This window comes from Bacteroides pyogenes, from assembly GCF_014196225.1.
In the GTDB taxonomy this organism is placed as follows: Bacteria; Bacteroidota; Bacteroidia; order Bacteroidales; family Bacteroidaceae; genus Bacteroides; species Bacteroides pyogenes_A.
In genome coordinates, this window is record NZ_JACIDI010000014.1 from 19,453 (window position 1) to 39,801 (window position 20,349).

The 20,349-nt window shown below is 42.1% G+C and carries 30 protein-coding genes and 4 pseudogenes; 4 read left to right on the forward strand and 30 right to left on the reverse strand.

Annotation, left to right across the window (positions count from 1 at the left end; translation table 11 throughout):
* Nucleotides 1–10: 10 nt before the first annotated feature.
* Nucleotides 11–520 carry a hypothetical protein gene (locus GGR07_RS09740; protein ID WP_147298109.1) on the forward strand — a complete coding sequence of 170 codons (510 nt, stop codon included), beginning with the start codon at nucleotides 11–13 and terminating at the stop codon, nucleotides 518–520.
* Between the two features lie 104 nt (nucleotides 521–624).
* Here GGR07_RS09740 and GGR07_RS09745 read toward each other — a convergent pair whose 3' ends face one another.
* Nucleotides 625–1,269 carry a DUF6563 family protein gene (locus GGR07_RS09745; RefSeq protein WP_034543137.1) on the reverse strand — a complete coding sequence of 215 codons (645 nt, stop codon included), beginning with the start codon at nucleotides 1,267–1,269 and terminating at the stop codon, nucleotides 625–627.
* 923 nt (nucleotides 1,270–2,192) lie between these two features.
* Between GGR07_RS09745 and GGR07_RS09750 the strand changes: the two are divergent.
* Nucleotides 2,193–3,232, forward strand: a pseudogene (locus tag GGR07_RS09750) (tyrosine-type recombinase/integrase).
* Between the two features lie 149 nt (nucleotides 3,233–3,381).
* Here the strand turns inward: GGR07_RS09750 and GGR07_RS09755 are convergent.
* The 3 genes and pseudogenes from GGR07_RS09755 to GGR07_RS13925 all read right to left on the reverse strand — a co-directional run bounded on the left by GGR07_RS09755 (nucleotide 3,382) and on the right by GGR07_RS13925 (nucleotide 4,882).
* Nucleotides 3,382–3,852 (reverse strand): GNAT family N-acetyltransferase, encoded by a 471-nt coding sequence (locus GGR07_RS09755; RefSeq protein ID WP_021645884.1) that lies wholly within the window; start codon nucleotides 3,850–3,852, stop codon nucleotides 3,382–3,384.
* Nucleotides 3,853–3,968: 116 nt separating this feature from the next.
* Nucleotides 3,969–4,438: pseudogene (locus GGR07_RS09760) on the reverse strand (HU family DNA-binding protein).
* Nucleotides 4,439–4,699: 261 nt separating this feature from the next.
* Nucleotides 4,700–4,882, reverse strand: a pseudogene (locus tag GGR07_RS13925) (hypothetical protein).
* 172 nt (nucleotides 4,883–5,054) lie between these two features.
* Between GGR07_RS13925 and GGR07_RS09765 the strand changes: the two are divergent.
* Nucleotides 5,055–5,195 (forward strand): annotated as a pseudogene (locus GGR07_RS09765) (toprim domain-containing protein); the annotation flags it as partial.
* A gap of 487 nt (nucleotides 5,196–5,682) precedes the next feature.
* Here the strand turns inward: GGR07_RS09765 and GGR07_RS09770 are convergent.
* Nucleotides 5,683–6,000: a hypothetical protein gene (locus tag GGR07_RS09770; RefSeq protein WP_034543116.1), complete on the reverse strand. Its 318-nt coding sequence runs from the start codon at nucleotides 5,998–6,000 to the stop codon at nucleotides 5,683–5,685.
* Nucleotides 6,001–6,075: 75 nt separating this feature from the next.
* Here GGR07_RS09770 and GGR07_RS09775 point away from each other — a divergent pair, with 75 nt between their 5' ends.
* Complete coding sequence (locus GGR07_RS09775; RefSeq protein WP_034543118.1) at nucleotides 6,076–7,893, forward strand: MutS family DNA mismatch repair protein; 1,818 nt, start codon at nucleotides 6,076–6,078, stop codon at nucleotides 7,891–7,893.
* Nucleotides 7,894–8,266: 373 nt separating this feature from the next.
* On the opposite strand, the gene rplQ is transcribed toward GGR07_RS09775, so the two are convergent.
* The 25 genes from rplQ to rpsS form a co-directional block, all read right to left on the reverse strand.
* On the reverse strand, nucleotides 8,267–8,773 hold the full coding sequence (gene rplQ, locus GGR07_RS09780) for a 50S ribosomal protein L17 (RefSeq protein WP_034543120.1): 507 nt from the start codon (nucleotides 8,771–8,773) through the stop codon (nucleotides 8,267–8,269).
* 3 nt (nucleotides 8,774–8,776) lie between these two features.
* Entirely contained in the window at nucleotides 8,777–9,769 is a 993-nt protein-coding gene (locus GGR07_RS09785; protein ID WP_021645875.1) for a DNA-directed RNA polymerase subunit alpha, read from the reverse strand.
* 11 nt (nucleotides 9,770–9,780) lie between these two features.
* Nucleotides 9,781–10,386, reverse strand: a complete 606-nt coding sequence (rpsD, locus tag GGR07_RS09790; RefSeq protein ID WP_034543122.1) for a 30S ribosomal protein S4 — start codon at nucleotides 10,384–10,386, stop codon at nucleotides 9,781–9,783.
* Nucleotides 10,387–10,502: 116 nt separating this feature from the next.
* Complete coding sequence (rpsK, locus tag GGR07_RS09795) at nucleotides 10,503–10,892, reverse strand: 30S ribosomal protein S11 (protein WP_021645873.1); 390 nt, start codon at nucleotides 10,890–10,892, stop codon at nucleotides 10,503–10,505.
* An 11-nt stretch (nucleotides 10,893–10,903) separates the two neighbouring features.
* Nucleotides 10,904–11,284, reverse strand: a complete 381-nt coding sequence (rpsM, locus tag GGR07_RS09800; RefSeq protein WP_021645872.1) for a 30S ribosomal protein S13 — start codon at nucleotides 11,282–11,284, stop codon at nucleotides 10,904–10,906.
* Between the two features lie 33 nt (nucleotides 11,285–11,317).
* Nucleotides 11,318–11,434 (reverse strand): type B 50S ribosomal protein L36, encoded by a 117-nt coding sequence (ykgO, locus tag GGR07_RS09805; protein ID WP_002558051.1) that lies wholly within the window; start codon nucleotides 11,432–11,434, stop codon nucleotides 11,318–11,320.
* Nucleotides 11,435–11,442: 8 nt separating this feature from the next.
* Nucleotides 11,443–11,661, reverse strand: coding sequence for a translation initiation factor IF-1 (gene infA / locus GGR07_RS09810; protein WP_002558052.1), 219 nt, complete (start codon nucleotides 11,659–11,661; stop codon nucleotides 11,443–11,445).
* Between the two features lies 1 nt (nucleotide 11,662).
* The gene (map, locus tag GGR07_RS09815; RefSeq protein ID WP_021645871.1) at nucleotides 11,663–12,460 is read right to left on the reverse strand and encodes a type I methionyl aminopeptidase; all 798 of its coding nucleotides are present in this window, start codon (nucleotides 12,458–12,460) and stop codon (nucleotides 11,663–11,665) included.
* A 15-nt stretch (nucleotides 12,461–12,475) separates the two neighbouring features.
* Entirely contained in the window at nucleotides 12,476–13,816 is a 1,341-nt protein-coding gene (gene secY / locus GGR07_RS09820; protein WP_021645870.1) for a preprotein translocase subunit SecY, read from the reverse strand.
* A 4-nt stretch (nucleotides 13,817–13,820) separates the two neighbouring features.
* Nucleotides 13,821–14,267 (reverse strand): 50S ribosomal protein L15, encoded by a 447-nt coding sequence (gene rplO, locus GGR07_RS09825; RefSeq protein WP_021645869.1) that lies wholly within the window; start codon nucleotides 14,265–14,267, stop codon nucleotides 13,821–13,823.
* Between the two features lie 28 nt (nucleotides 14,268–14,295).
* On the reverse strand, nucleotides 14,296–14,472 hold the full coding sequence (gene rpmD, locus GGR07_RS09830) for a 50S ribosomal protein L30 (RefSeq protein ID WP_034543143.1): 177 nt from the start codon (nucleotides 14,470–14,472) through the stop codon (nucleotides 14,296–14,298).
* 10 nt (nucleotides 14,473–14,482) lie between these two features.
* Nucleotides 14,483–15,001 (reverse strand): 30S ribosomal protein S5, encoded by a 519-nt coding sequence (gene rpsE, locus GGR07_RS09835; RefSeq protein ID WP_021645867.1) that lies wholly within the window; start codon nucleotides 14,999–15,001, stop codon nucleotides 14,483–14,485.
* 5 nt (nucleotides 15,002–15,006) lie between these two features.
* Nucleotides 15,007–15,351: a 50S ribosomal protein L18 gene (rplR, locus tag GGR07_RS09840; RefSeq protein WP_021645866.1), complete on the reverse strand. Its 345-nt coding sequence runs from the start codon at nucleotides 15,349–15,351 to the stop codon at nucleotides 15,007–15,009.
* 21 nt (nucleotides 15,352–15,372) lie between these two features.
* Nucleotides 15,373–15,942 (reverse strand): 50S ribosomal protein L6, encoded by a 570-nt coding sequence (rplF, locus tag GGR07_RS09845; RefSeq protein WP_021645865.1) that lies wholly within the window; start codon nucleotides 15,940–15,942, stop codon nucleotides 15,373–15,375.
* A 16-nt stretch (nucleotides 15,943–15,958) separates the two neighbouring features.
* The gene (rpsH, locus tag GGR07_RS09850; RefSeq protein ID WP_021645864.1) at nucleotides 15,959–16,354 is read right to left on the reverse strand and encodes a 30S ribosomal protein S8; all 396 of its coding nucleotides are present in this window, start codon (nucleotides 16,352–16,354) and stop codon (nucleotides 15,959–15,961) included.
* 53 nt (nucleotides 16,355–16,407) lie between these two features.
* Nucleotides 16,408–16,677, reverse strand: a complete 270-nt coding sequence (gene rpsN / locus GGR07_RS09855; protein WP_122056386.1) for a 30S ribosomal protein S14 — start codon at nucleotides 16,675–16,677, stop codon at nucleotides 16,408–16,410.
* A gap of 6 nt (nucleotides 16,678–16,683) precedes the next feature.
* Complete coding sequence (gene rplE, locus GGR07_RS09860; RefSeq protein ID WP_021645862.1) at nucleotides 16,684–17,241, reverse strand: 50S ribosomal protein L5; 558 nt, start codon at nucleotides 17,239–17,241, stop codon at nucleotides 16,684–16,686.
* Nucleotides 17,241–17,561, reverse strand: coding sequence for a 50S ribosomal protein L24 (gene rplX / locus GGR07_RS09865; protein WP_034543126.1), 321 nt, complete (start codon nucleotides 17,559–17,561; stop codon nucleotides 17,241–17,243). Before rplX ends, rplE begins: the two co-directional genes overlap by 1 nt.
* A gap of 20 nt (nucleotides 17,562–17,581) precedes the next feature.
* Nucleotides 17,582–17,947 (reverse strand): 50S ribosomal protein L14, encoded by a 366-nt coding sequence (rplN, locus tag GGR07_RS09870; protein ID WP_004296340.1) that lies wholly within the window; start codon nucleotides 17,945–17,947, stop codon nucleotides 17,582–17,584.
* Nucleotides 17,948–17,949: 2 nt separating this feature from the next.
* A complete protein-coding gene (rpsQ, locus tag GGR07_RS09875; protein WP_008762040.1) occupies nucleotides 17,950–18,219 on the reverse strand; it encodes a 30S ribosomal protein S17 in 270 nt (89 codons plus the stop codon).
* The gene (gene rpmC / locus GGR07_RS09880) at nucleotides 18,216–18,413 is read right to left on the reverse strand and encodes a 50S ribosomal protein L29 (RefSeq protein ID WP_021645860.1); all 198 of its coding nucleotides are present in this window, start codon (nucleotides 18,411–18,413) and stop codon (nucleotides 18,216–18,218) included. The genes rpsQ and rpmC overlap by 4 nt, the downstream gene beginning before the upstream one ends.
* Nucleotides 18,414–18,418: 5 nt before the next feature.
* A complete protein-coding gene (gene rplP / locus GGR07_RS09885; RefSeq protein ID WP_005791549.1) occupies nucleotides 18,419–18,853 on the reverse strand; it encodes a 50S ribosomal protein L16 in 435 nt (144 codons plus the stop codon).
* Between the two features lie 23 nt (nucleotides 18,854–18,876).
* The gene (gene rpsC / locus GGR07_RS09890; RefSeq protein ID WP_021645859.1) at nucleotides 18,877–19,608 is read right to left on the reverse strand and encodes a 30S ribosomal protein S3; all 732 of its coding nucleotides are present in this window, start codon (nucleotides 19,606–19,608) and stop codon (nucleotides 18,877–18,879) included.
* Between the two features lie 5 nt (nucleotides 19,609–19,613).
* Nucleotides 19,614–20,024, reverse strand: coding sequence for a 50S ribosomal protein L22 (gene rplV, locus GGR07_RS09895; RefSeq protein WP_021645858.1), 411 nt, complete (start codon nucleotides 20,022–20,024; stop codon nucleotides 19,614–19,616).
* A 35-nt stretch (nucleotides 20,025–20,059) separates the two neighbouring features.
* Entirely contained in the window at nucleotides 20,060–20,329 is a 270-nt protein-coding gene (gene rpsS / locus GGR07_RS09900) for a 30S ribosomal protein S19 (RefSeq protein ID WP_002558070.1), read from the reverse strand.
* Nucleotides 20,330–20,349: the final 20 nt, after the last annotated feature.

The following is a 20,349-nucleotide window of genomic DNA, read 5'->3' on the forward strand; positions in this document are numbered from 1 at the left end:
CACACCGGATATGTACATTCACCATGACAACCCAAAGCAAGCAAGCGGACACGCGCCAATCCTTTCACCGGCATACGACCGGAAAGAAAAAGCCGCCGTGTTGCTTCCCCAACCCGATACCGACAGCCACACCTACCGACGAAAACGCGAAGAAAAAAACGAAGTATTACTCCTCCAACCCGATATCCACAGCCGCAGCCACCGACGAAAGCGCAAAAAAAGAATCGTCGTATTGCTCCTTCAACCCGATACCCACAGCCGCAGCCACCAACGAAAGCGCGATGAAAAAAACGCAGTATTGCTCCTCCAACCTGATACCTACAACCGCAGCCACCGACGAAAACGCGAAGAAAAAACGCAATATTGCTCCTCCAACCTGATACCTACAACCGCAGCCACCGACGAAAGCGCGAAGAAAGAATCGCCGTGTTTCTCCAACCAACCCTTCTTACTTAAGCCCCAAACACGTGTGATCTTAGCACAGAAAGGCTTTAATCCAGTCTATCTTCTTCTTACCTAAACCCCAAACATGTGTGATGTTGAAAGAAAAACAGACTGCCCTTCCGCCTATAGGCAGAGGGTTTGCCGCTCTTTTCCGCAACGGTTCGTGCAGCAAACACCGCCTCACTCCTTCGCTTCTTTGAGCATCATGATGTATTTAAACGTGCTTTTGGATTCCTGACTGTTCTCCTTCAAATACGCCTGCCGCCATTCCGGATATCCTTCAAGCAGCTGAAGCATCCGTTCTTTGCCTACGAAATCGACTTTACCGGTTTCTCCGTTGAGCTCGTAACACACCCGTTTATTCACCAAGCCGGAGGTGGCAAGAGCGTCTCCCACCTCACCGCCTAACTTCTGGTCTTCTTCACCCACAAACAGGCTTCCGACAACAGAGCCTACGGGCATGGCGGAGAAATAAATGTTGTTTCCCAAACGGACGGCCGGGGCAAACCAACCGCCGAATCGCAGCCGTTTGTATCGCAGCTTGCGGCAGTTCAGATACAGGTCTCCCCGATCGCTGAGCACGGCAAAGCAACGCTTCTTCAATATGTGGCAGAGGAGTTCGTTGTCGCCCGCCGTAATCCGGTAATCGGCGCCGCCCGTCAGCAATATCTGGCTCTTCGAACGCTTTTCGATACGCAACGTAGTCACAGTATCGCCTTTCTGGGCAAGCAGATTCTTCAGGTTCACATAGACAATATGCTGTTGTGCCAATAACGGAACGCTCAGGAAACCGGTCAACAATACCAAGAGATATACTTTCTTCATACTTTCCCTTTCTTGAGAGATTTCATGCTTTTCGAGTGGAAAAATACTCATTTCGACAGAATTAAGCAAACTTATCCTTTATTTTTTCAGTGTATCAAACTGTTTTCCCGCAGTCCGACACCCGATGTCGCGGTGGGTTGATACAGCATCTCCCCGAACATCTTTTTTTGCTGCCGCGCTTCGTGAGGGGCGGATGAACGTCTGCCGATTCGATATATTCAACACGTTTAGCCGCCAAATGGTTTATTCCGGACCTTCGGGCGTTTTCATTTCGAAGTCGATAAACTTTGTTTAGCCGTCAAATGGTTTATTCCGGACCCAGTGCGAAGCTGCACGAAAGCGTGAAGAACCTCGCCAACCGCAATGGGTCTCATCAAAAACCGGGAGAAAGGAGTTTCGCACGCAGCATGAGAGAAAAAACGCATCATTAAGGGAGACGGCAGACGGCATAGTTACCCACCGTTGAAAACACCGTAAGAAATGATTAGTTTCCCACTGGGGAAACTTTATTTTCCCCGTATGGAAACTTTTGTTTCCCCAGTGGGAAACTTTTGTTTCATCAGTGGGAAACTTTTGTTTCATTCGGCGGGGAGCTCTTGGTTCATCAATAGGAAACTATTCGAGGAAAGGGCATTAGAGAGGATAGAGGGTAAGTAAATGGAAATGAAAGGGGGTTCAGTATATCTCTATGATTTGCATAAAGGTATAAAGTGCAGAAGATGTGGATTTATGCAGAAGTTCCGTTACCAAATCATTAGTCGATTCGCAGGATGGTAACGATAAGGCAAAAGGAGGTAACCGAAGAGGGTTTCATCGGTAACGAACTTTTCCTCTTCTGCGGTACTGATGATCTATAACACAATGTTTTGAGTAATAGAGAACGCTTCGGCAACGGGTAACTTTGCCCATAAAAAGAGAAGCGTATGCAAACAGAAAAATTCAAGGTATTGCTCTATTTGAAAAAGAGCGGACTGGACAAGTCGGGGCAAGCTCCAATCATGGGGCGAATAACATATGAGCGTACAATGGCGCAGTTCAGTTGCAAGCTTTCGCGTGACCCCGATTTGTGGAATGCTCGTGAGAGCAGACTAAACGGCAAGAGCCGTGAAGCGGTGGTAACGAATGTTTTGGAACGATACGACCGAATGGTTGAAGAGATGAAGCAAAAGCTGGGCATAGAAATAAAGGCTACGACTTTGAATAGTTACTATACTATCCGCAAGCATCTGCAAGTCTTTATCCGTAAGAAGTACCACACGACAGATATTCCTTTCGGACAGGTTGAGGAAGATTTCTTGGAATGCTTGCAACACAACTCTGTCAGAAAATTGGGACATTCACAAGGTTATTATCGTAAGATGGATTTGGCGGTGAAGAAAGTCTGCCGTTTCGCGTATCGTGAAGGATTGACAGAGCGACAACTGTTCGCTCACATGGAGATAGAACGAGGAGAGCACAAACAACCTCGTGCTTTAAACAGGGCTTCGCTGGATAAGTTGGAAGGCTTGACTTTTGAAGCGTATGAAGTAGAGTTAGAAACAGCTCGCAATCTCTTTCTCTTCTCCTATTATACCGCTGTCGCCTATTACGATATGGTTGCCCTTGGTCGGGAGCATCTCTTCAGGATACCCTTTGCCGTGTGAAGCTCCTGCCTGAAGCGATGCGTTTGATAGAGCGGTATCGCTCTGAAGAACGTAGTGCGCTCTTTGCGCCCATTGCCTATTCGGCTTATCTCGCCCAACTCAAAGCTTTGCAACTTCGGTCAGGCATCTCTATTCTGCTTTCGGCTCACGTCGCAAGACACAGCTTCGGCACGCTGACTTTGGAAGCAGGTATTCCGATAGAGAGCATTGCTAAGATGATGGGGTATTCCTCCATTGCCAGCACGCAAATCTATGCCCAAATCACTGATCAGAAGATTGCAATGGATATGGACAGGTTGATGCAGCAAAGAAGTATGTAGAATTAATAGAAAAGAATTTGCTCCATTAGCGTGGAACAAACTCTTTTAATAGCATGAAAGCTATATTATGCTATATTTTTTGATTTATCACTTTCTTCAACTGCTATGTTCATTGATTTTTCAGTTCTGCAAACTGGGAGTTGCAGAATCTAAAGTTTACAGATCATAATATAGTCTTCTTCATTTTCATGAACAACTTCAAAACCTACTTTTTTGTACATACGCACAGCATAGTTCACCTTTTGTACTGATAATGAAACTTGCTTATATTGACGCTCTTTTAATGTCGAAAGAATTTGTTTCATAAGCTCTGTTCCAATACCCAAATTTCTATACTCCTTAAGAAGTGAAATTGAAAGCGATGGTGTTTCATCATCAACATGACCGTAATCATTCATAATACGAGTCCACACTGCTCCTACTATATTCCTATCAACTTCTGCAACATAACACACATCGGTTTTCTTACCAAAGTCCGAAATATACATTTGTAAATCAGGATGTTTTATAATATCTTTTGACGGTGCTTCAACTCCTTCAGGAATAAAAATAGCCTCATATAAAAATATATCCAGTATATTAGTTTCACTTTGCTTTAATTCTCTTATTCTATAATCCATGTAACCCTCCTATTGTTATCCGATAAATTTAACAGTTTCCCCTATTTTAATTGTTATTCGATTATGAAAGACACTGGAGCAAATGCCATTCGTTGGCAATCGTTCCACAAGTTCGATTAAAGTCCTTCATCGCCATTTGAACCACCACCCTCATTAGGTTTAGGCGAGGGCTTTGTACCTTTCTTTGGTTTGGCAGCAGTCTGTTCGTAAGTACATCGGTAAGGGTAAAGTATTTACGAGAGGGCGCGAGCCGAACGACAGGTTTTTCTATATGCTTTTGCACGTTGAAGACCTCGCCTTTTGGCACTATCTTGCTTTTGAATGACGGACTGAGCGTACCCAAGTCGCCAAACTCAAAGATGTCGCCGTTTGCCACGATGTCGCGCGCAATTTCGGTGGCATAGTTCAGCACGGCTTCCACTTCTTGACGATTAAATGTGGTGGACTTTGCCACGCGCCCGCAGAAACTGCGGAAGTCCACACGATGCCTGCCCGTAGAGCGGGCAACTTGTACCGTCTTTCTTGCCTGAGGACCGACATTCATCTTGCGTTCCCTAAGAACGAGTTGCAATGGTTTATTTGCCATAATTCAATAGTGCTTCCTCCTTTGTTTTCTTTCCCGAAGTCGGAGGATTTCGCCTGCGGGAGAGGTTTTCTTGGGTTAATAAAGCAAATGTACTTGATTTATTGCGAAAAGACACCGAGTAATCAGCAAAAAGATACCGAGCGATTGCGATATTGCTCGGTATCTTTTGGGAGGCCATTCGACAAATTCTTTCTGTGTGGCTGCCAAACGGCAAGAAAATACCTCGCGAATGCTTTATCTCCGATAGTTCTCTTGCAGCAGTTAATTGATGCCGGAGAGACGGTAAAGGATTTCTCTGCAATTTGAGCGTAGGGAATGATGTCTTTGCCCCAAAATAGTCCTGCAAGGTGTCGGGCTGATGAAAAGCCGTTCGCAGACCTCACGCCCCGTGAGGCAGATTTCTCCTCCGAAGAGCGGACGGTGCGTTTGGGCGATCTCCCCAATACGTTTGCTTACTTATTGAATGCCTGAGATGAGTTGTTTCATCTCAGGCGTTTCCTTGTTGATGGTCTCGTCTTCCATAACCGTAGTTATTGTCGGTTGAATCTGGCAAGGAGCGCTTCCATATCCTCACGTTTATAATACATTTATGCCCGATTTGGATGAATGGCAGCACGACAACAATGAAGTAGGACGAGAAGCTCTCCAATCACTTCGCACGGCAGGTATCAACGTGGAGGATATGAACCGACACTACTCCCGTTACAAGGACCTCAATGAATACCACGTTGCCGATTCATCAAAAGGAACCTCCTGATTCATTGAAAAAGAGCTTCTGATTTATCAAAGGAGGAGCTCTGTTTCATCAAAAGAAAACCTCTGGTTTATCAAAGGGCAACCCCTCCGCCATCAAGAGAGATCTCTGATTAATCAAAAAGAAACCTCTGATTCACCAAAAGGAAACCCCTCCGCCATCAAAAGAAAACGTTTGCAGGATGCTCAGCTTATTAGCTGTACTCAAGGAGAAGCTCCTGCACTATCAAAATGAAATCGCTGTTTCATCCAAACAGAACCTCTGATTTATTGAAAAAGAGCTTCTGATTTATCAAAAGAGAGCATCTATTTCACGAAAGGGAAACCCCTCCGCCATCAAAAGAAAACGTTTGCAGGATGCTCAGCTTATTAGCTGTACTCAAGGAGGAGCTCTGCCCCATCAAAATGAAACCTCTGACTCATCCCCCCAAATCCCTGTCCCGTTGGCAGGAAACGGTGATTTAACTTTGCCGGGGCGACTTTTTTCTGCATTATCTGCAAGTGCAACTGCCTCCGGGCGATACTGTTTCTATCTCAAGCACACATATTCTTGAGTGCAATTCCCCTACAACCGGGGCGTTCCTGATGAATCTTCCCCCCGGCACAAGGTCGATCCCCATTGGAGTCATTCCACGAGGACTCATATAATGAAGGTCGTTATCGTACGATCGGCAACGCTCTTTACAGCCTACCTCGTTCGAGGAACTGATGAAACGTGCCGCAAGGGGTTTCTTGTTTCGTCCGACGACAGGACTTCCGAAAGCAAACGACGGCTTATTCACCCCGTGCGCCCCGACTCTTCCGAGCATTACACACTCGCGCGCTATTGTCTCTATAAAAAATAATATTTATCTTTGCCGACCAATGGCAAACAGCAATATCCCATGAATAACAACATAAAAAGCATCGAAGAAACATACCGAAAGATTGTCACCGAGTCTGAACAACATTTACAAAAAGCAAGAAAACACATTGCACGGATCAGCCTTCTGCGCGTTATTCTTTTCACCGAAGCCGTCGTCTCTTTCTTTCTCTTCTACGACAGAGGATGGAATTATATACTTCCGCTGTCCGTACTTCCTCTTTTCGTCTTCGTCTGGCTGGTGAAAATACACAATCGCTGGTTTTACCGGAAAGATTACCTGAAGAAAAAGATAGAAATCAACCGGCAGGAATTAAAGGCGCTGCACGGCGACTTCTCGGCGTTCGACGCCGGAAACGAATACATCGACCCGGCACATCTGTACTCTTTCGATTTGGATGTGTTTGGAGACAAGTCACTGTTTCAAGCCGCCAACCGCACGTCCACGAACATCGGGAGCCGGCATCTGGCAGATTGGTTCAAATATCCGCTGGAAGAGAAAGAGCGCATCGTGAAACGGCAGGAAGCCGTCGGCGAACTTTCGAAGGAGTTGGAATATCGCCAGAACTTCCGGCTTTTCGGGCTTCTGAACAGCGCGAACGCCACGAAAACGAGCGAAATCTATGAGTGGGCGAATGCTCCGATACGCTACCGCAAACACTTGTTCCTACGGATTCTGCCCGCTTGTATCGCCTTGCTGAACGCGTGCTTCATCGGAGCCGCCATTGCCGACGCGCTTCCTTTCACCCTTGCGGGCATCGTATTCGTAGGCTGTGTCACATTCAGCTTCGTGTTCACTCAAGGCATCACCAAGCTGCAAATCACCTATGGCAAGAAGTTGCAGATTCTTTCGGCCTATGCCGATCAGATTCTGCTCACCGAACGCAAAGAAATGCGGAGCGAGAATCTACGGACCCTGCAAAACGAACTGACGGCGCATGGAAAAAAAGCGTCGCAAGCGCTTCACCGCTTGTCGCACCTACTCAACGGGCTCGATCAGCGAAACAACATATTGGTGAGCACCATTCTCAACGGACTTTTCTTCTGGGAGTTGCGGCAGGTGATGCGCATAGAGCAGTGGAAAGAAGAGAATGGCGCGGAACTTCCGCAATGGCTGGAGGCAATCGGCGAGATGGATGCGTACTGCTCGCTCGCCACTTTTGCATACAATCATCCGGACTACATCTATCCGGATGTGTCCACACTTCCCTTCGAACTGGAAGCCGAAGCGTTGGGACACCCGTTGATGGCGCCCGAACGGTGTGTATGTAACGACATAAACATAGAGAAACGCCCTTCGTTTATCATCGTCACGGGGGCCAACATGGCGGGCAAAAGTACTTATCTGCGCACCGTCGGCGTGAATTACCTGCTGGCAAGCATCGGTTCGCCGGTATGGGCGCGGAAGATGATCTTCACCCCGACGCGCCTCGTCACGAGTTTGCGCACGAGCGATTCGCTCACCGATCACGAGTCTTACTTCTTCGCCGAGCTTAAGCGTCTGAAGCTGATTATCGACAAGCTCCGGAACGGAGAAAAGCTCTTCATCATTCTGGACGAGATATTGAAAGGAACCAACTCGACGGATAAGCAGAAAGGCTCTTTCGCGCTGATCAAGCAACTCATATCGATGAACGCGAACGGAATCATCGCCACGCACGACTTGCTCCTAAGCACTTTGGCGGATGCCTTTCCGGAGAATATCCGGAATTACTGCTTCGAAGCCGACATTGCAAACAACGAACTCACTTTCTCGTATCGAATGAGAGAAGGGGTGGCGCAGAACATGAACGCCTGCTTCCTGATGAAGAAAATGGGAATAGCCGTCATCGACAGCTGATCGACAATTGACGGTAGTATAAAATTATTGGTGTCCGATAAAACAAAATGGGGAATCCGGCAACTAATGCCGACTGCAACATATAGGTTCAACAAAACAATAGCGACTGCAACTATTAGCTTCATAGTGACAGTCGCTATTGTTATATATAAAGGTTTAATACCTGTAGTTTATCAAATGCTTACGTTCATCGAATGCTTACGTTTAATTTACATCCTCTTGTAGAGGACTTAGAATTCATCCCCTTTGTACATAAAAAAAGGATGTGCCGATTCTTGACACATCCCATCAATATTTTGTCGAATGACAAGTCTTGCAACAGCAAACTGAATCTAAAAAGATAAGCGCTGCATGCAAGACTAAATCTTAGGCATTATTCAGCAGATTCTGCTTTTGGCTCTTCGGCAACAGGAGCTGCAGTAGTCTCAGAAGCAACTGCCGTTGTTTCAGCAGCAGCCCCGCTCTTCTTTGAACGACGAGTACGGGTTGCTTTCTTCACAACTTTTTCTTTTGCCATGTTCTCGTTGTAGTCTACCAACTCAATGAAGCACATTTCCGCATTATCACCCAAGCGATTTCCTGTTTTAATGATACGGGTATAACCGCCCGGACGATCGGCAATCTTTACTGAGATTTCTTTGAAAAGTTCCGTAACAGCAAATTTATCTTGCAAGTTGCTAAATACTACACGACGAGAATTGGTCGTATCGTCTTTAGCTTTAGTCAGCAAAGGTTCAACAAACTTCTTCAATGCTTTTGCCTTTGCAACAGTCGTAGTGATTCTTTTGTGCTTGATCAAAGAGCAAGCCATGTTAGATAACATAGCGCTTCTATGAGAAGCAGTACGACCTAAATGATTGAATTTCTTATTATGTCTCATTTTTTATTCTTTATCTAATTTATATTTAGAAATATCGGTTCCAAACGACAGATTCAGACTTTCCAGCAAATCATCAAGCTCGGTAAGCGATTTCTTTCCGAAGTTTCTGAACTTCAAAAGATCAGTCTTGTTGTATTGTACCAAATCTCCTAACGTTTCCACATCTGCGGCTTTCAAGCAGTTAAGGGCACGAACGGACAAGTCCATATCAACAAGTTTGGTTTTAAGCAGCTGACGCATATGCAAAACTTCTTCATCGAACTCTTCATTACCATCACCGTCACTTGTTTCCAAAGTGATTTTCTCATCAGAGAAAAGCATGAAATGGTAAATCAAAATTTTTGCAGCTTCTTTCAGCGCATCCTTCGGGTGTATAGAACCGTCGGTAGTAATCTCAAGCACCAGCTTTTCATAGTCAGTCTTCTGTTCTACACGGAAGTTCTCAACCAGATACTTGACATTACGTATCGGAGTATAAATAGAATCGATTGGAATTACATTAACATCCGTACAATATTCGCGATTTTCTTCAGCAGGAACATAGCCACGGCCTTTGTTAATAGTAAGATCGATCTGCATAGTTGCCTTGGAATCTAAATGACAAATAACTAATTCAGGATTTAACACTTCAAATCCAGTCAAATACTTACCTATGTCACCTGCTTTAAATTCACTCGAATTCTCTACAGTGATACTCACTTTTTCGCTTTCGAACTCTTCAACTACTTGCTTGAATCTCACTTGTTTCAGATTCAAGATAATGTTGGTAACATCTTCTTTTACTCCGGGTACACTGGAAAACTCATGCTCCACCCCTTCAATTTTGATGGTAGTGATAGCAAAACCTTCCAATGAAGAAAGAAGAATACGGCGTAATGCATTACCTACAGTAATACCAAAGCCCGGCTCCAACGGACGAAACTCGAATTTCCCGATTTTCGGATCCGCATCCAACATTAATACTTTATCAGGTTTTTGAAATGCTAATATCGCCATGAAATTAATTATTATTTAGAATACAATTCAACGATCAAATGTTCTTTAATGTTCTCAGGAATATCTGCCCTCTCAGGTACATGCAACATTTTACCTACTTTTGAAGCTTCGTCCCATTCCAACCAAGCATATTTGCTATGATTGAAGCCGGCCAAAGAATTAGCAACTACTTCCAGAGATTTAGATCTTTCACGAACACCAATCAATTGCCCGGGTTTTACTGCGTAAGAAGGAATATTCACTACTCCACCATCTACTGTAATATGCTTGTGGCTTACCATTTGACGGGCAGCTGCACGGGTAGGAGCAATTCCCAAACGGAATACGACATTGTCAAGACGGCATTCGAGCAACTGAATAAGAATTTCACCGGTAATACCTTTAGCTGTCTCAGCTTTCTTAAACAGATTGCGGAATTGTTTTTCCAAAACTCCATAAGTATATTTAGCCTTCTGTTTCTCACGAAGTTGAACTCCATATTCAGAAGTCTTTCTTTTTCTAGAATTTCCATGTTGTCCGGGAGGATAATTCTTTTTGGATAAAACTTTATCAGATCCAAAGATACCTTCACCGAATTTACGGGCGATTCTTGATTTTGGTCCAGTATATCTAGCCATTTCTTTTAAATATTTAATTGTTTATTCATGAACTCAATTTGTTGCAGCCGCGATTACAGAGAAGAAATAATGCAATCCATAAACAAAATCAAGATCATTTTTAAGTTAAAGGTAAATTAAACTCTACGTCTTTTAGGAGGACGACAACCATTATGCGGAAGCGGAGTCACATCAATGATTTCTGTAACCTCGATACCGGCCCCATGTATTGTCCTGATAGCCGACTCACGTCCGTTGCCCGGACCTTTTACATATGCTTTTACCTTTCTAAGGCCAAGATCAAATGCTACTTTCGCACAATCTTGGGCAGCCATCTGAGCTGCATAAGGAGTATTCTTTTTAGAACCTCTGAATCCCATCTTTCCGGCAGATGACCATGAAATAACCTGCCCTTCACTGTTTGCAAGAGAAACAATAATATTGTTGAAAGATGAATGAACATGCAATTGTCCATTAGCGTCTACTTTCACATTTCTCTTCTTTGCTGCAACTGTTTTTTTTGCCATATCAACAATTATTATTTAGTAGCTTTTTTCTTATTAGCAACGGTTTTCTTTCTACCCTTACGAGTACGCGCATTATTCTTCGTACTCTGGCCTCTTACAGGCAATCCGATACGATGACGCACACCACGATAGCAACCAATATCCATTAATCGCTTAATGTTTAATTGAACTTCAGAGCGAAGATCTCCTTCTACTTTATACTCAGCACCGATAATCTCACGAATCTTAGCTGCCTGATCATCTGTCCAGTCTTTCACTTTGATGTCTCTATCAACACCTGCTTTCTCTAAAATCTTAGCTGAACTACTACGACCTATTCCATATACATAGGTCAACGCAATCTCACCTCTCTTATTCTGAGGCAAATCTACACCAACTATTCTTATAGCCATATACTAAATTATTTTTTTTGCAAAAATAATAAATTATCCTTGACGTTGTTTATACTTAGGATTTTTCTTGTTAATAACATACAAACGGCCATTGCGTCTAACGATCTTACATTCTGGCGTGCGTTTCTTTAATGATGCTCTTACTTTCATATCTAATTTTATTTATATCTAAACACAATTCTTCCTTTCGATAAGTCGTAAGGAGACATTTCGACTCTCACTTTATCTCCCGGCAAGATTTTAATGTAGTGCATCCGCATCTTACCTGAAATATGTGCAGTAATCTCATGTCCGTTTTCTAATTCAACACGAAACATTGCATTCGACAATGCTTCAACTATAACTCCATCTTGTTCTATTGCAGATTGTTTTGCCATATTATATTGCTTTATCTCCTAAAACTTCTTCTATAAACTTGAATGAAGACAAAATATCAGCTTCACCGACTCCGACAGCTACCGTATGTTCAAAATGAGCAGCATATTTTCTGTCTCTGGTGCTCACTGTCCATCCATCACTTTCCATCATCACCTGTCTGCCGCCCAAAGTTATCATTGGTTCGATTGCAATGCAAAGCCCTTTTTTCATTAAAGGCCCGTATCCCCGCTTTCCGTAATTTGGCACTTGGGGGTCTTCATGCATTTCTTTTCCAATTCCATGACCAACAAATTCACGCACTACACCGTAAGAATGTGACTCACAATATTGCTGAACAGCATATCCGATATCACCAATTCTTTTTCCATGCACAGCGTTCCGAATGCCAATATACAAAGCCTCCTTTGTCACTTTCAACAACTGACGAATTTCTTCATCCACTTCTCCCACACAAAAGGTATAGGCAGAATCGCCGCAAAAGCCGTTCATATAAGTCCCGCAATCAACAGACACAATGTCACCATCTTTTAGAACAATATCACCCGGAATACCATGCACTACCTGTTCATTAACAGAGGTACAAATGGATCCCGGAAACGGGCTTCCGTATTGATTCGGAAAACCTTTGAAAGTTGGAGTTGCGCCGTTATCTCTGATAAACTCTTCAGCAACCTTATCCAACTCGCGCGTAGTAACACCGGGCTTCAATATCTTAGCAATTTCTGCCAAGGTTTTTCCAACCAATAAATTACTCTGACGGAGCAGTTCTATCTCATCTTCAGTTTTAAGAAAAATCATTTCTAATCTAAAGAATTAATATGCCGCTACACCGGCTCGCCCTTTGATACGACCAGACTTTAACAAACCGTCATAATGCCTCATTAACAAATGACTCTCTATTTGCTGCAACGTATCAAGAACTACACCTACAAGAATTAACAAAGATGTGCCACCGAAAAACTGGGCAAACCCGGCTTGTACACCAAATATACCGGCAAAAGCAGGCAGGATTGCGACCAAAGCCAAAAAGAAAGAACCCGGCAAAGTGATACGAGACATAATGTCATCAATATACTCAGCGGTTTTCTTTCCCGGTTTGATGCCGGGAATAAAGCCATTGTTCCTTTTCATATCTTCGGCCATCTGAGTCGGATTAATTGTTATTGCAGTATAGAAATATGTAAATAATATAATCATTACGGCAAAAACAAAATTATACCAGAAACTTGTATGATCCATAAACGCATGCAAGAAACTGCCTGCATCATTTGTATTTGAAAAACCGATAAATGTAATTGGGATAAACATTATAGCCTGAGCAAAAATAATAGGCATTACACCTGCAGCATTTACCTTTAGAGGTATATACTGCCTGGCCCCTCCATATTGTTTGTTACCGACAATCCGCTTTGCATATTGCACAGGAATCTTTCTTGTCCCTTGTACCAAAAGAATTGCAACAGCAATAACCAACAACAAGAAAGCAATTTCGACAATGAACATAATCAAACCTCCGCTCTTGTTGGCAACTCTGGAGACAACTTCTTGTAGTAAAGCATCCGGGAAGCGGGCAATAATACCGATCAAAATGATAAACGAAATGCCATTACCTATACCTTTATCGGTGATCCTTTCACCAAGCCACAAAATAAACATACTACCTGCTGCCAAAATAATGGTAGAGGTAACAATAAACAGAGTCCAACCTAATGAAGCATTTAAGGAAGGTCCGGCCTGCATTTTAAGGTTGAATAAATAGGAAGGGGCTTGAAAAAGCAATATAGCAATCGTCAAATAACGAGTATATTGATTCATCTTTCTCCTACCACTTTCACCCTCACGCTGCAGTTTCTGAAAATACGGCACGGCGATTCCCAACAACTGAATCACGATAGATGCAGAGATATAAGGCATTATTCCCAATGCAAAAATAGAAGCATTGGAAAAAGCTCCTCCCGAGAACATATTTAACAAAGCGAGAAGACCTTCACTTGTTTGCTCGTGCAATTTTGCCAACATTCCCGGATTGACACCCGGCAATACGACATACGAACCAAAACGATAAATTGCCACAAACAATATGGTAATGAGGATCCGTTGTCTCAGATCCTCAATCTTCCATATATTCTTTAATGTTTCAATAGCTTTTCTCATTGAATCAGAGTTTTACTACAGTTCCACCAGCAGCTTCGATAGCAGCAGATGCAGTCTTGGAGAATGCATGAGCTTCCACTTGCAGCTTCTTAGTCAGAGCTCCATTACCTAATACTTTTAGCAATTGATTTGAAGAAATAAATCCTGCTTCAATAAAGTCGTTCAAGCCAACTTTTTCTAAATTCTTAGCCTCAGCAAGCTTCTGAATCGTATCCAGATTGATTGCTTTATATTCTACACGATTGATATTCTTAAAACCAAATTTAGGTACCCGACGTTGAAGGGGCATTTGTCCACCTTCAAAACCGACTTTTTTAGAGTATCCAGATCTTGATTTAGCTCCCTTATGGCCTCTTGTAGAAGTTCCTCCCAAACCAGAACCGGGACCACGTCCGATTCTTTTTCTTGTCTTGGTAGATCCTTCTGCAGGCTTTAGATTACTTAAGTTCATATTGTAATAGTTTTATTATTCAACAAAATTACTTAACAATGGCAACCAAGTGTTTGACTTTATCTACCATTCCAAGAATTGAAGGAGTATTCTCGTGTTCTACCACACGATTCAGTTTACGAAGTCCTAGTGCATCAAGAGTTCTTTTTTGATCAATCGGAGCACCAATTCTACTTTTCACTTGTTTGATTTTTATAGTTGACATATCTTCCTCCTTATCCTCTAAATACTTTTTCAACACTTATACCTCTGTTCTGAGCCACCATTCTTGCATCACGCATCTCGCTCAAAGCTAAAATCGTAGCTTTAACAAGGTTGTGCGGATTTGAAGAACCTTTCGACTTTGCCAGAACGTCAGTCACACCAACACTTTCCAATACTGCACGCATAGCACCTCCAGCTACTACACCGGTACCATGAGATGCCGGCTTGATGAACACTTCAGCCCCACCGAATTTTGCCGATTGCTCATGCGGAACAGTACCTTTTAATACAGGAACTCTCACCAAGTTCTTTTTAGCCGATTCAACACCTTTAGCGATAGCAGCTGTCACTTCACCTGCCTTACCGAGTCCCCAACCGATGATACCTTCTTCGTTGCCCACAACAACAATTGCTGAGAAACTGAAGGTTCTACCACCTTTGGTAACTTTAGTTACACGATTGATAGCAACCAATCTATCCTTCAGTTCTATATCGCTAGTAACTTTTACTCTATTATTAACTCCTGCCATAATGATTAAAATTTAAGTCCACCGTTACGAGCAGCATCAGCTACTTCTTTTACTCTCCCATGATACAAGTAACCATTACGGTCGAAAACAACGGTAGTAATACCTGCTTCCTGTGCTTTCTTAGCAATCAATTCACCAACTTTAGCAGCTTGCACTTTCTTAGCAACCTTTTCTGTTAGTCCTAAAGAAGAAGCTGCAGCTAATGTTTTGCCAGACAAATCATCGATAATCTGGACGTAAATCTGCTTGTTACTTCTAAATACACTCATGCGCGGACATTCAGGAGTACCTGAAATTTTATTGCGCACTCTATATTTGATCTTAATTCGTCTTTCTACTTTTGTTGTCATAATGATCTAATTTTATGTAAATTATTTAGCGCCGGCAGATTTACCAGACTTTCTGCGAACAACTTCGCCAACAAACTTAATACCTTTACCTTTATATGGTTCAGGTTTACGGAAAGAACGTATTTTAGAGCAAACTTGACCAAGCAGTTGTTTGTCACAGGATTCTAAGATAATAAGAGGATTCTTATTTCTCTCTGACTTGGTCTCTACTTTAATCTCAGCAGGCAACTGCATAAAAATACTGTGCGTATAGCCTAAAGACAACTCTATAATATTACCTTGGTTAGAAGCACGGTAACCCACACCAACAAGTTCCAGCTCTTTCTTATATCCTTCGGACACACCTACAACCATGTTGTGGAGCAATGAACGATACAAGCCATGGAAAGCATGCTTTTGCTTCGGGTTATCAAGCATTTCTTTTTCATTTTCTGTTAAAGTTACGTGTCCGTCTTCAATGGTAACATCGATGGCAGGATTCACATATTGGCAGAGTTCGCCTTTCGGTCCCTTCACGGTAACCACATTATCCTTAAGAGTGACTGTCACTCCGGCAGGAATACTAATGGGTAATTTTCCTATTCTTGACATTGCTTAATTCCTCCTATTAATATACATAACACAAAACTTCGCCACCAATCTTCAATTCAGCAGCTTCTTTGTCGGTCATTACACCTTTGGAAGTAGATATTATAGCAATACCCAGCCCATTAATAACACGCGGCATATCTTTGTAACCGGTATACTTACGTAAACCCGGAGAAGATATTCTAATCAATTTTTTAATCGCATTAACCTTGTTAACGGGATCATACTTCAAAGCAACTTTAATAGTTCCTTGAGGACCATCTTCTACAAACTTATAATTAAGAATGTAGCCTTTCTCAAAAAGAATCTTCGTGATTTCTTTTTTCAAATTTGAAGCGGGAACTTCTACAACTCTGTGCTTTGCACTAATTCCGTTCCGCAACCTCGTCAAATAATCTGCTATTGGATCAGTCATATAAAATAAATTAAATTAATCAGGACTTTCCTGACAATATTTAAAACAAAAAATTACCAACTTGCTTTTTTTACGCCCGGGATCAATCCGTTAGATGCCATCTCACGGAACTGGATTCTCGAGATACCAAACTGGCGAATATAGCCCTTAGGACGACCGGTCAACTTACAACGATTGTGCAAACGTACCGGAGATGCATTTTTAGGAAGAGCCTGCAAAGCTTCATAATCGCCTTCTTTTTTCAGTCGGGCTCTTTTCTCAGCATATTTGGCTACTAACTTAGCACGCTTAACCTCACGTGCTTTCATTGATTCTTTTGCCATATCTTATCAGTCTTTATTAGCGTTTTTAAAAGGTAATCCGAATTCTTTCAACAAAGCAAACCCTTCTTCATCTGTCTGCGCAGAGGTTACAAAGGTAATATTCATTCCAAGGATTCGGGTAATACTATCAATATTTATTTCAGGAAAAATGATTTGCTCCTGAATACCGAGTGTATAGTTACCTTTTCCATCAAACTTCGTTTCAATACCTTTGAAGTCACGGATACGCGGAAGAGCTACACGAACCAGTTTTTCTAAGAATTCGTACATTCTTTCACGACGCAAAGTTACCATCACACCGATCGGCATCTTTTTACGCAACTTAAAGTTAGCGATATCCTTACGAGAAATGGTTGCTACGGCTTTTTGACCGGTAATAGCTGTCATTTCATTGATTGCAACTTCAATAATCTTCTTGTCGGCCACAGCCATACCCAAACCTTGATTGATCACAATCTTCTTAAGTACGGGTATCTGCATCGTTGAAGAATACTGGAATTGTGATTTCAATGCAGGAGCTATACGCTCTGCATATTCTTTCTTAAGACTTGCAGTATTACTCATTACTTAATCTCCTCTCCTGATTTTTTAGAATAACGCACTAAAGTTCCTTCAGAACTCTTTTTTCTCCCAATACGCGTTGCTTTACCAGTTTTGGGATCAATCGGGTTCAAGTTTGAAATGTGGATAGAAGCTTCTTGCTTCACAATACCACCTTGTGGGTTCTTCGTGTTCGGCTTAGTGCTTTTAGATACCATATTGATACCTTCTACGAATGCACGTCCTTCTTTAACAAGAACCTTCAACACACGACCAGTTTTGCCCTTATCTTCACCAGCATTTACGTAAACTGTATCGCCTTTTTTAATATGTAATTTACTCATTACTTAAATCTTTTACAAAATTAAAGTACTTCAGGCGCAAGTGACACAACTTTCATGTTTGTAGCACGAAGTTCTCTTGCTACCGGGCCGAAAATACGACTACCTCTAATTTCACCTGCATTGTTCAACAACACACAAGCGTTATCATCAAAACGTATATAAGAACCATCGGGACGACGGATCTCTTTTTTCGTACGTACAATCAAAGCTTTTGATACCGCACCTTTTTTAACATCACTCGAAGGGATGACACTCTTTACAGAAACTACAATAACATCCCCCACCGAAGCATAACGACGACCTGTACCACCTAAAACACGGATACACAATGCCTCTTTAGCTCCACTGTTATCACATACTGTAAGTCTGGATTCTACTTGTATCATAATTACTTAGCTCTTTCAATTATTTCTACTAATCTCCATCTTTTAGTCTTGCTCAAAGGACGAGTTTCCATAATGCGTACAGTATCACCGATATTGCATTCATTCTTTTCATCATGAGCATGGTATTTTTTCGTTTTGCTAACGAATTTACCATATATAGGGTGTTTTTCTTTGAACTTAGCCGCAACAGTGATGGTTTTTTCCATCTTATTGCTCAACACAACCCCTGTTCTTTCTTTTCTTAAATTTCTTGCTTCCATCAAGCTGATCATTTATTGTTAAGTTCTCTTTGGCGTAATTCAGTCTTCATACGCGCAATAGTCCTGCGTAATTGTTTAATCTGGGCAGGATTTTCCAAAGGAGAAATCGAATGATTAATAACCATCTGATTATAATTCGCAGTTTCTGCCTCAATTCTATCTACCAAATCAGTAGTAGCTAATTCTTTAATTTCTGCAATTTTCATAAACCTTACGCATTTTGATTTTGAATATCATAATCACGTCTTACGACGAATTTCGTTGTAATAGGAAGCTTTTGAGCAGCTAAGCGCAATGCCTCTTTCGCGATTTCATAAGATACTCCTTCAGCCTCGATAATAATTCTACCCGGAGTAACAGGAGCCACAAATCCTTCGGGGCTACCTTTACCTTTACCCATACGTACATCAGCCGGCTTGCGAGTAATCGGTTTATCAGGGAATATACGAATCCAGATCTGTCCTTGACGTTGCATATATCTTGTTACTGCAATACGAGCAGCTTCGATCTGACGGCCTGTAATCCATTTCGTTTCCAAAGCCTTTATGCCAAAAGAGCCAAAAGCCAATTGATTACCTCTTTGGGCATTTCCTTTCGCACGGCCTTTCTGTTGTCTTCTGAATTTTGTCTTTTTCGGTTGTAACATAGTTTCCTAAAATTCAAATTCGTTTAGCGATTATTTTTCTTTCTTTTGAAGTTTCTTCCGCCGTTGCTTCCACTATTGTTTCCACGACCACTTTCTTTGCTTTGTGTAAAGTTCGGAGCCAATTCTCTCTTACCAAACACTTCACCTCTACAAATCCAAACTTTGATACCCAACAATCCTACCTTTGTCAATGCTTCCGCATGACAGTAGTCGATATCAGCTCTGAAAGTGTGCAACGGAGTTCTTCCTTCCTTATACATTTCAGAACGAGCCATCTCAGCTCCATTCAAACGTCCTGAAATCTGAATTTTGATACCTTCGGCCCCCATGCGCATCGTGTTTGCGATGGCCATTTTAATAGCGCGGCGATAGGCAATTTTACCTTCTACCTGACGAGCGATGTTGTTGGCAACAATCACAGCGTCCAGTTCGGGTCTCTTCACTTCAAAGATATTGATTTGAATATCCTTGTCGGTAACCTTTTTCAACTCTTCTTTCAACTTATCAACTTCCTGGCCACCTTTTCCGATAATAATACCCGGACGAGCAGTGCAAACAGTAATAGTCACAAGCTTCAGCGTACGTTCAATTACAATTCTCGAAACGCTTGCCTTTGCAAGTCTTGCATTAAGATATTTACGGATTTTGCTATCTTCCAGCAAAGAATCACCGTAATCATTTCCACCGTACCAATTGGAATCCCAGCCTCTGATAATTCCTAAACGGTTGCTTATTGGATTAACTTTTTGTCCCATCTACCTTAATTTTGATCTTCGTTATTACTTTTAGAATCAACGAACAACGTCACATGATTTGAACGTTTGCGAATTCTGTAACCTCTCCCCTGAGGTGCCGGTCTCATTCTTTTCAGAGTAGCGCCTCCATCAACATAAATTTTAGTTATGAACAATTCGCCGTTTTCAGCTTTGCGCTCGTTTTTCTGCTCCCAGTTAGCAATTGCAGAGCGAAGCAATTTCTCCACTCTTGCAGCAGCTTCTTTTGAAGAAAACTTCAAAACACCAAGTGCTCTGTTCACTTCCATTCCGCGAATCATGTCAGCCACCAGACGCATCTTTCGCGGAGAAGTAGGAACATTTTGCAATTTAGCAAAATACATGGTTTTAAGGGCCTCTTTTCTCTTTTCAGCCGATATTTTTTTTCTTGCTCCCATTATATTTATTACTTTATTATTTCAGATAAATCCTGTTATTTTTTCTTGTTACCAGCATGTCCTCTGAATGTACGAGTTGGAGCGAACTCGCCCAACTTGTGTCCGACCATATTTTCGGTAACATAAACAGGAATAAATTTATTTCCATTGTGAACTGCAACAGTGTGCCCTACAAAATCAGGCGAAATCATTGAAGCTCTTGCCCAAGTCTTAACCACGACTTTCTTGCCTGATTCATTCATGGCAAGCACTTTCTTTTCAAGCTTCACGTTAATATATGGACCTTTTTTTAATGAACGACTCATAGTTTACTCAATTAATCAGA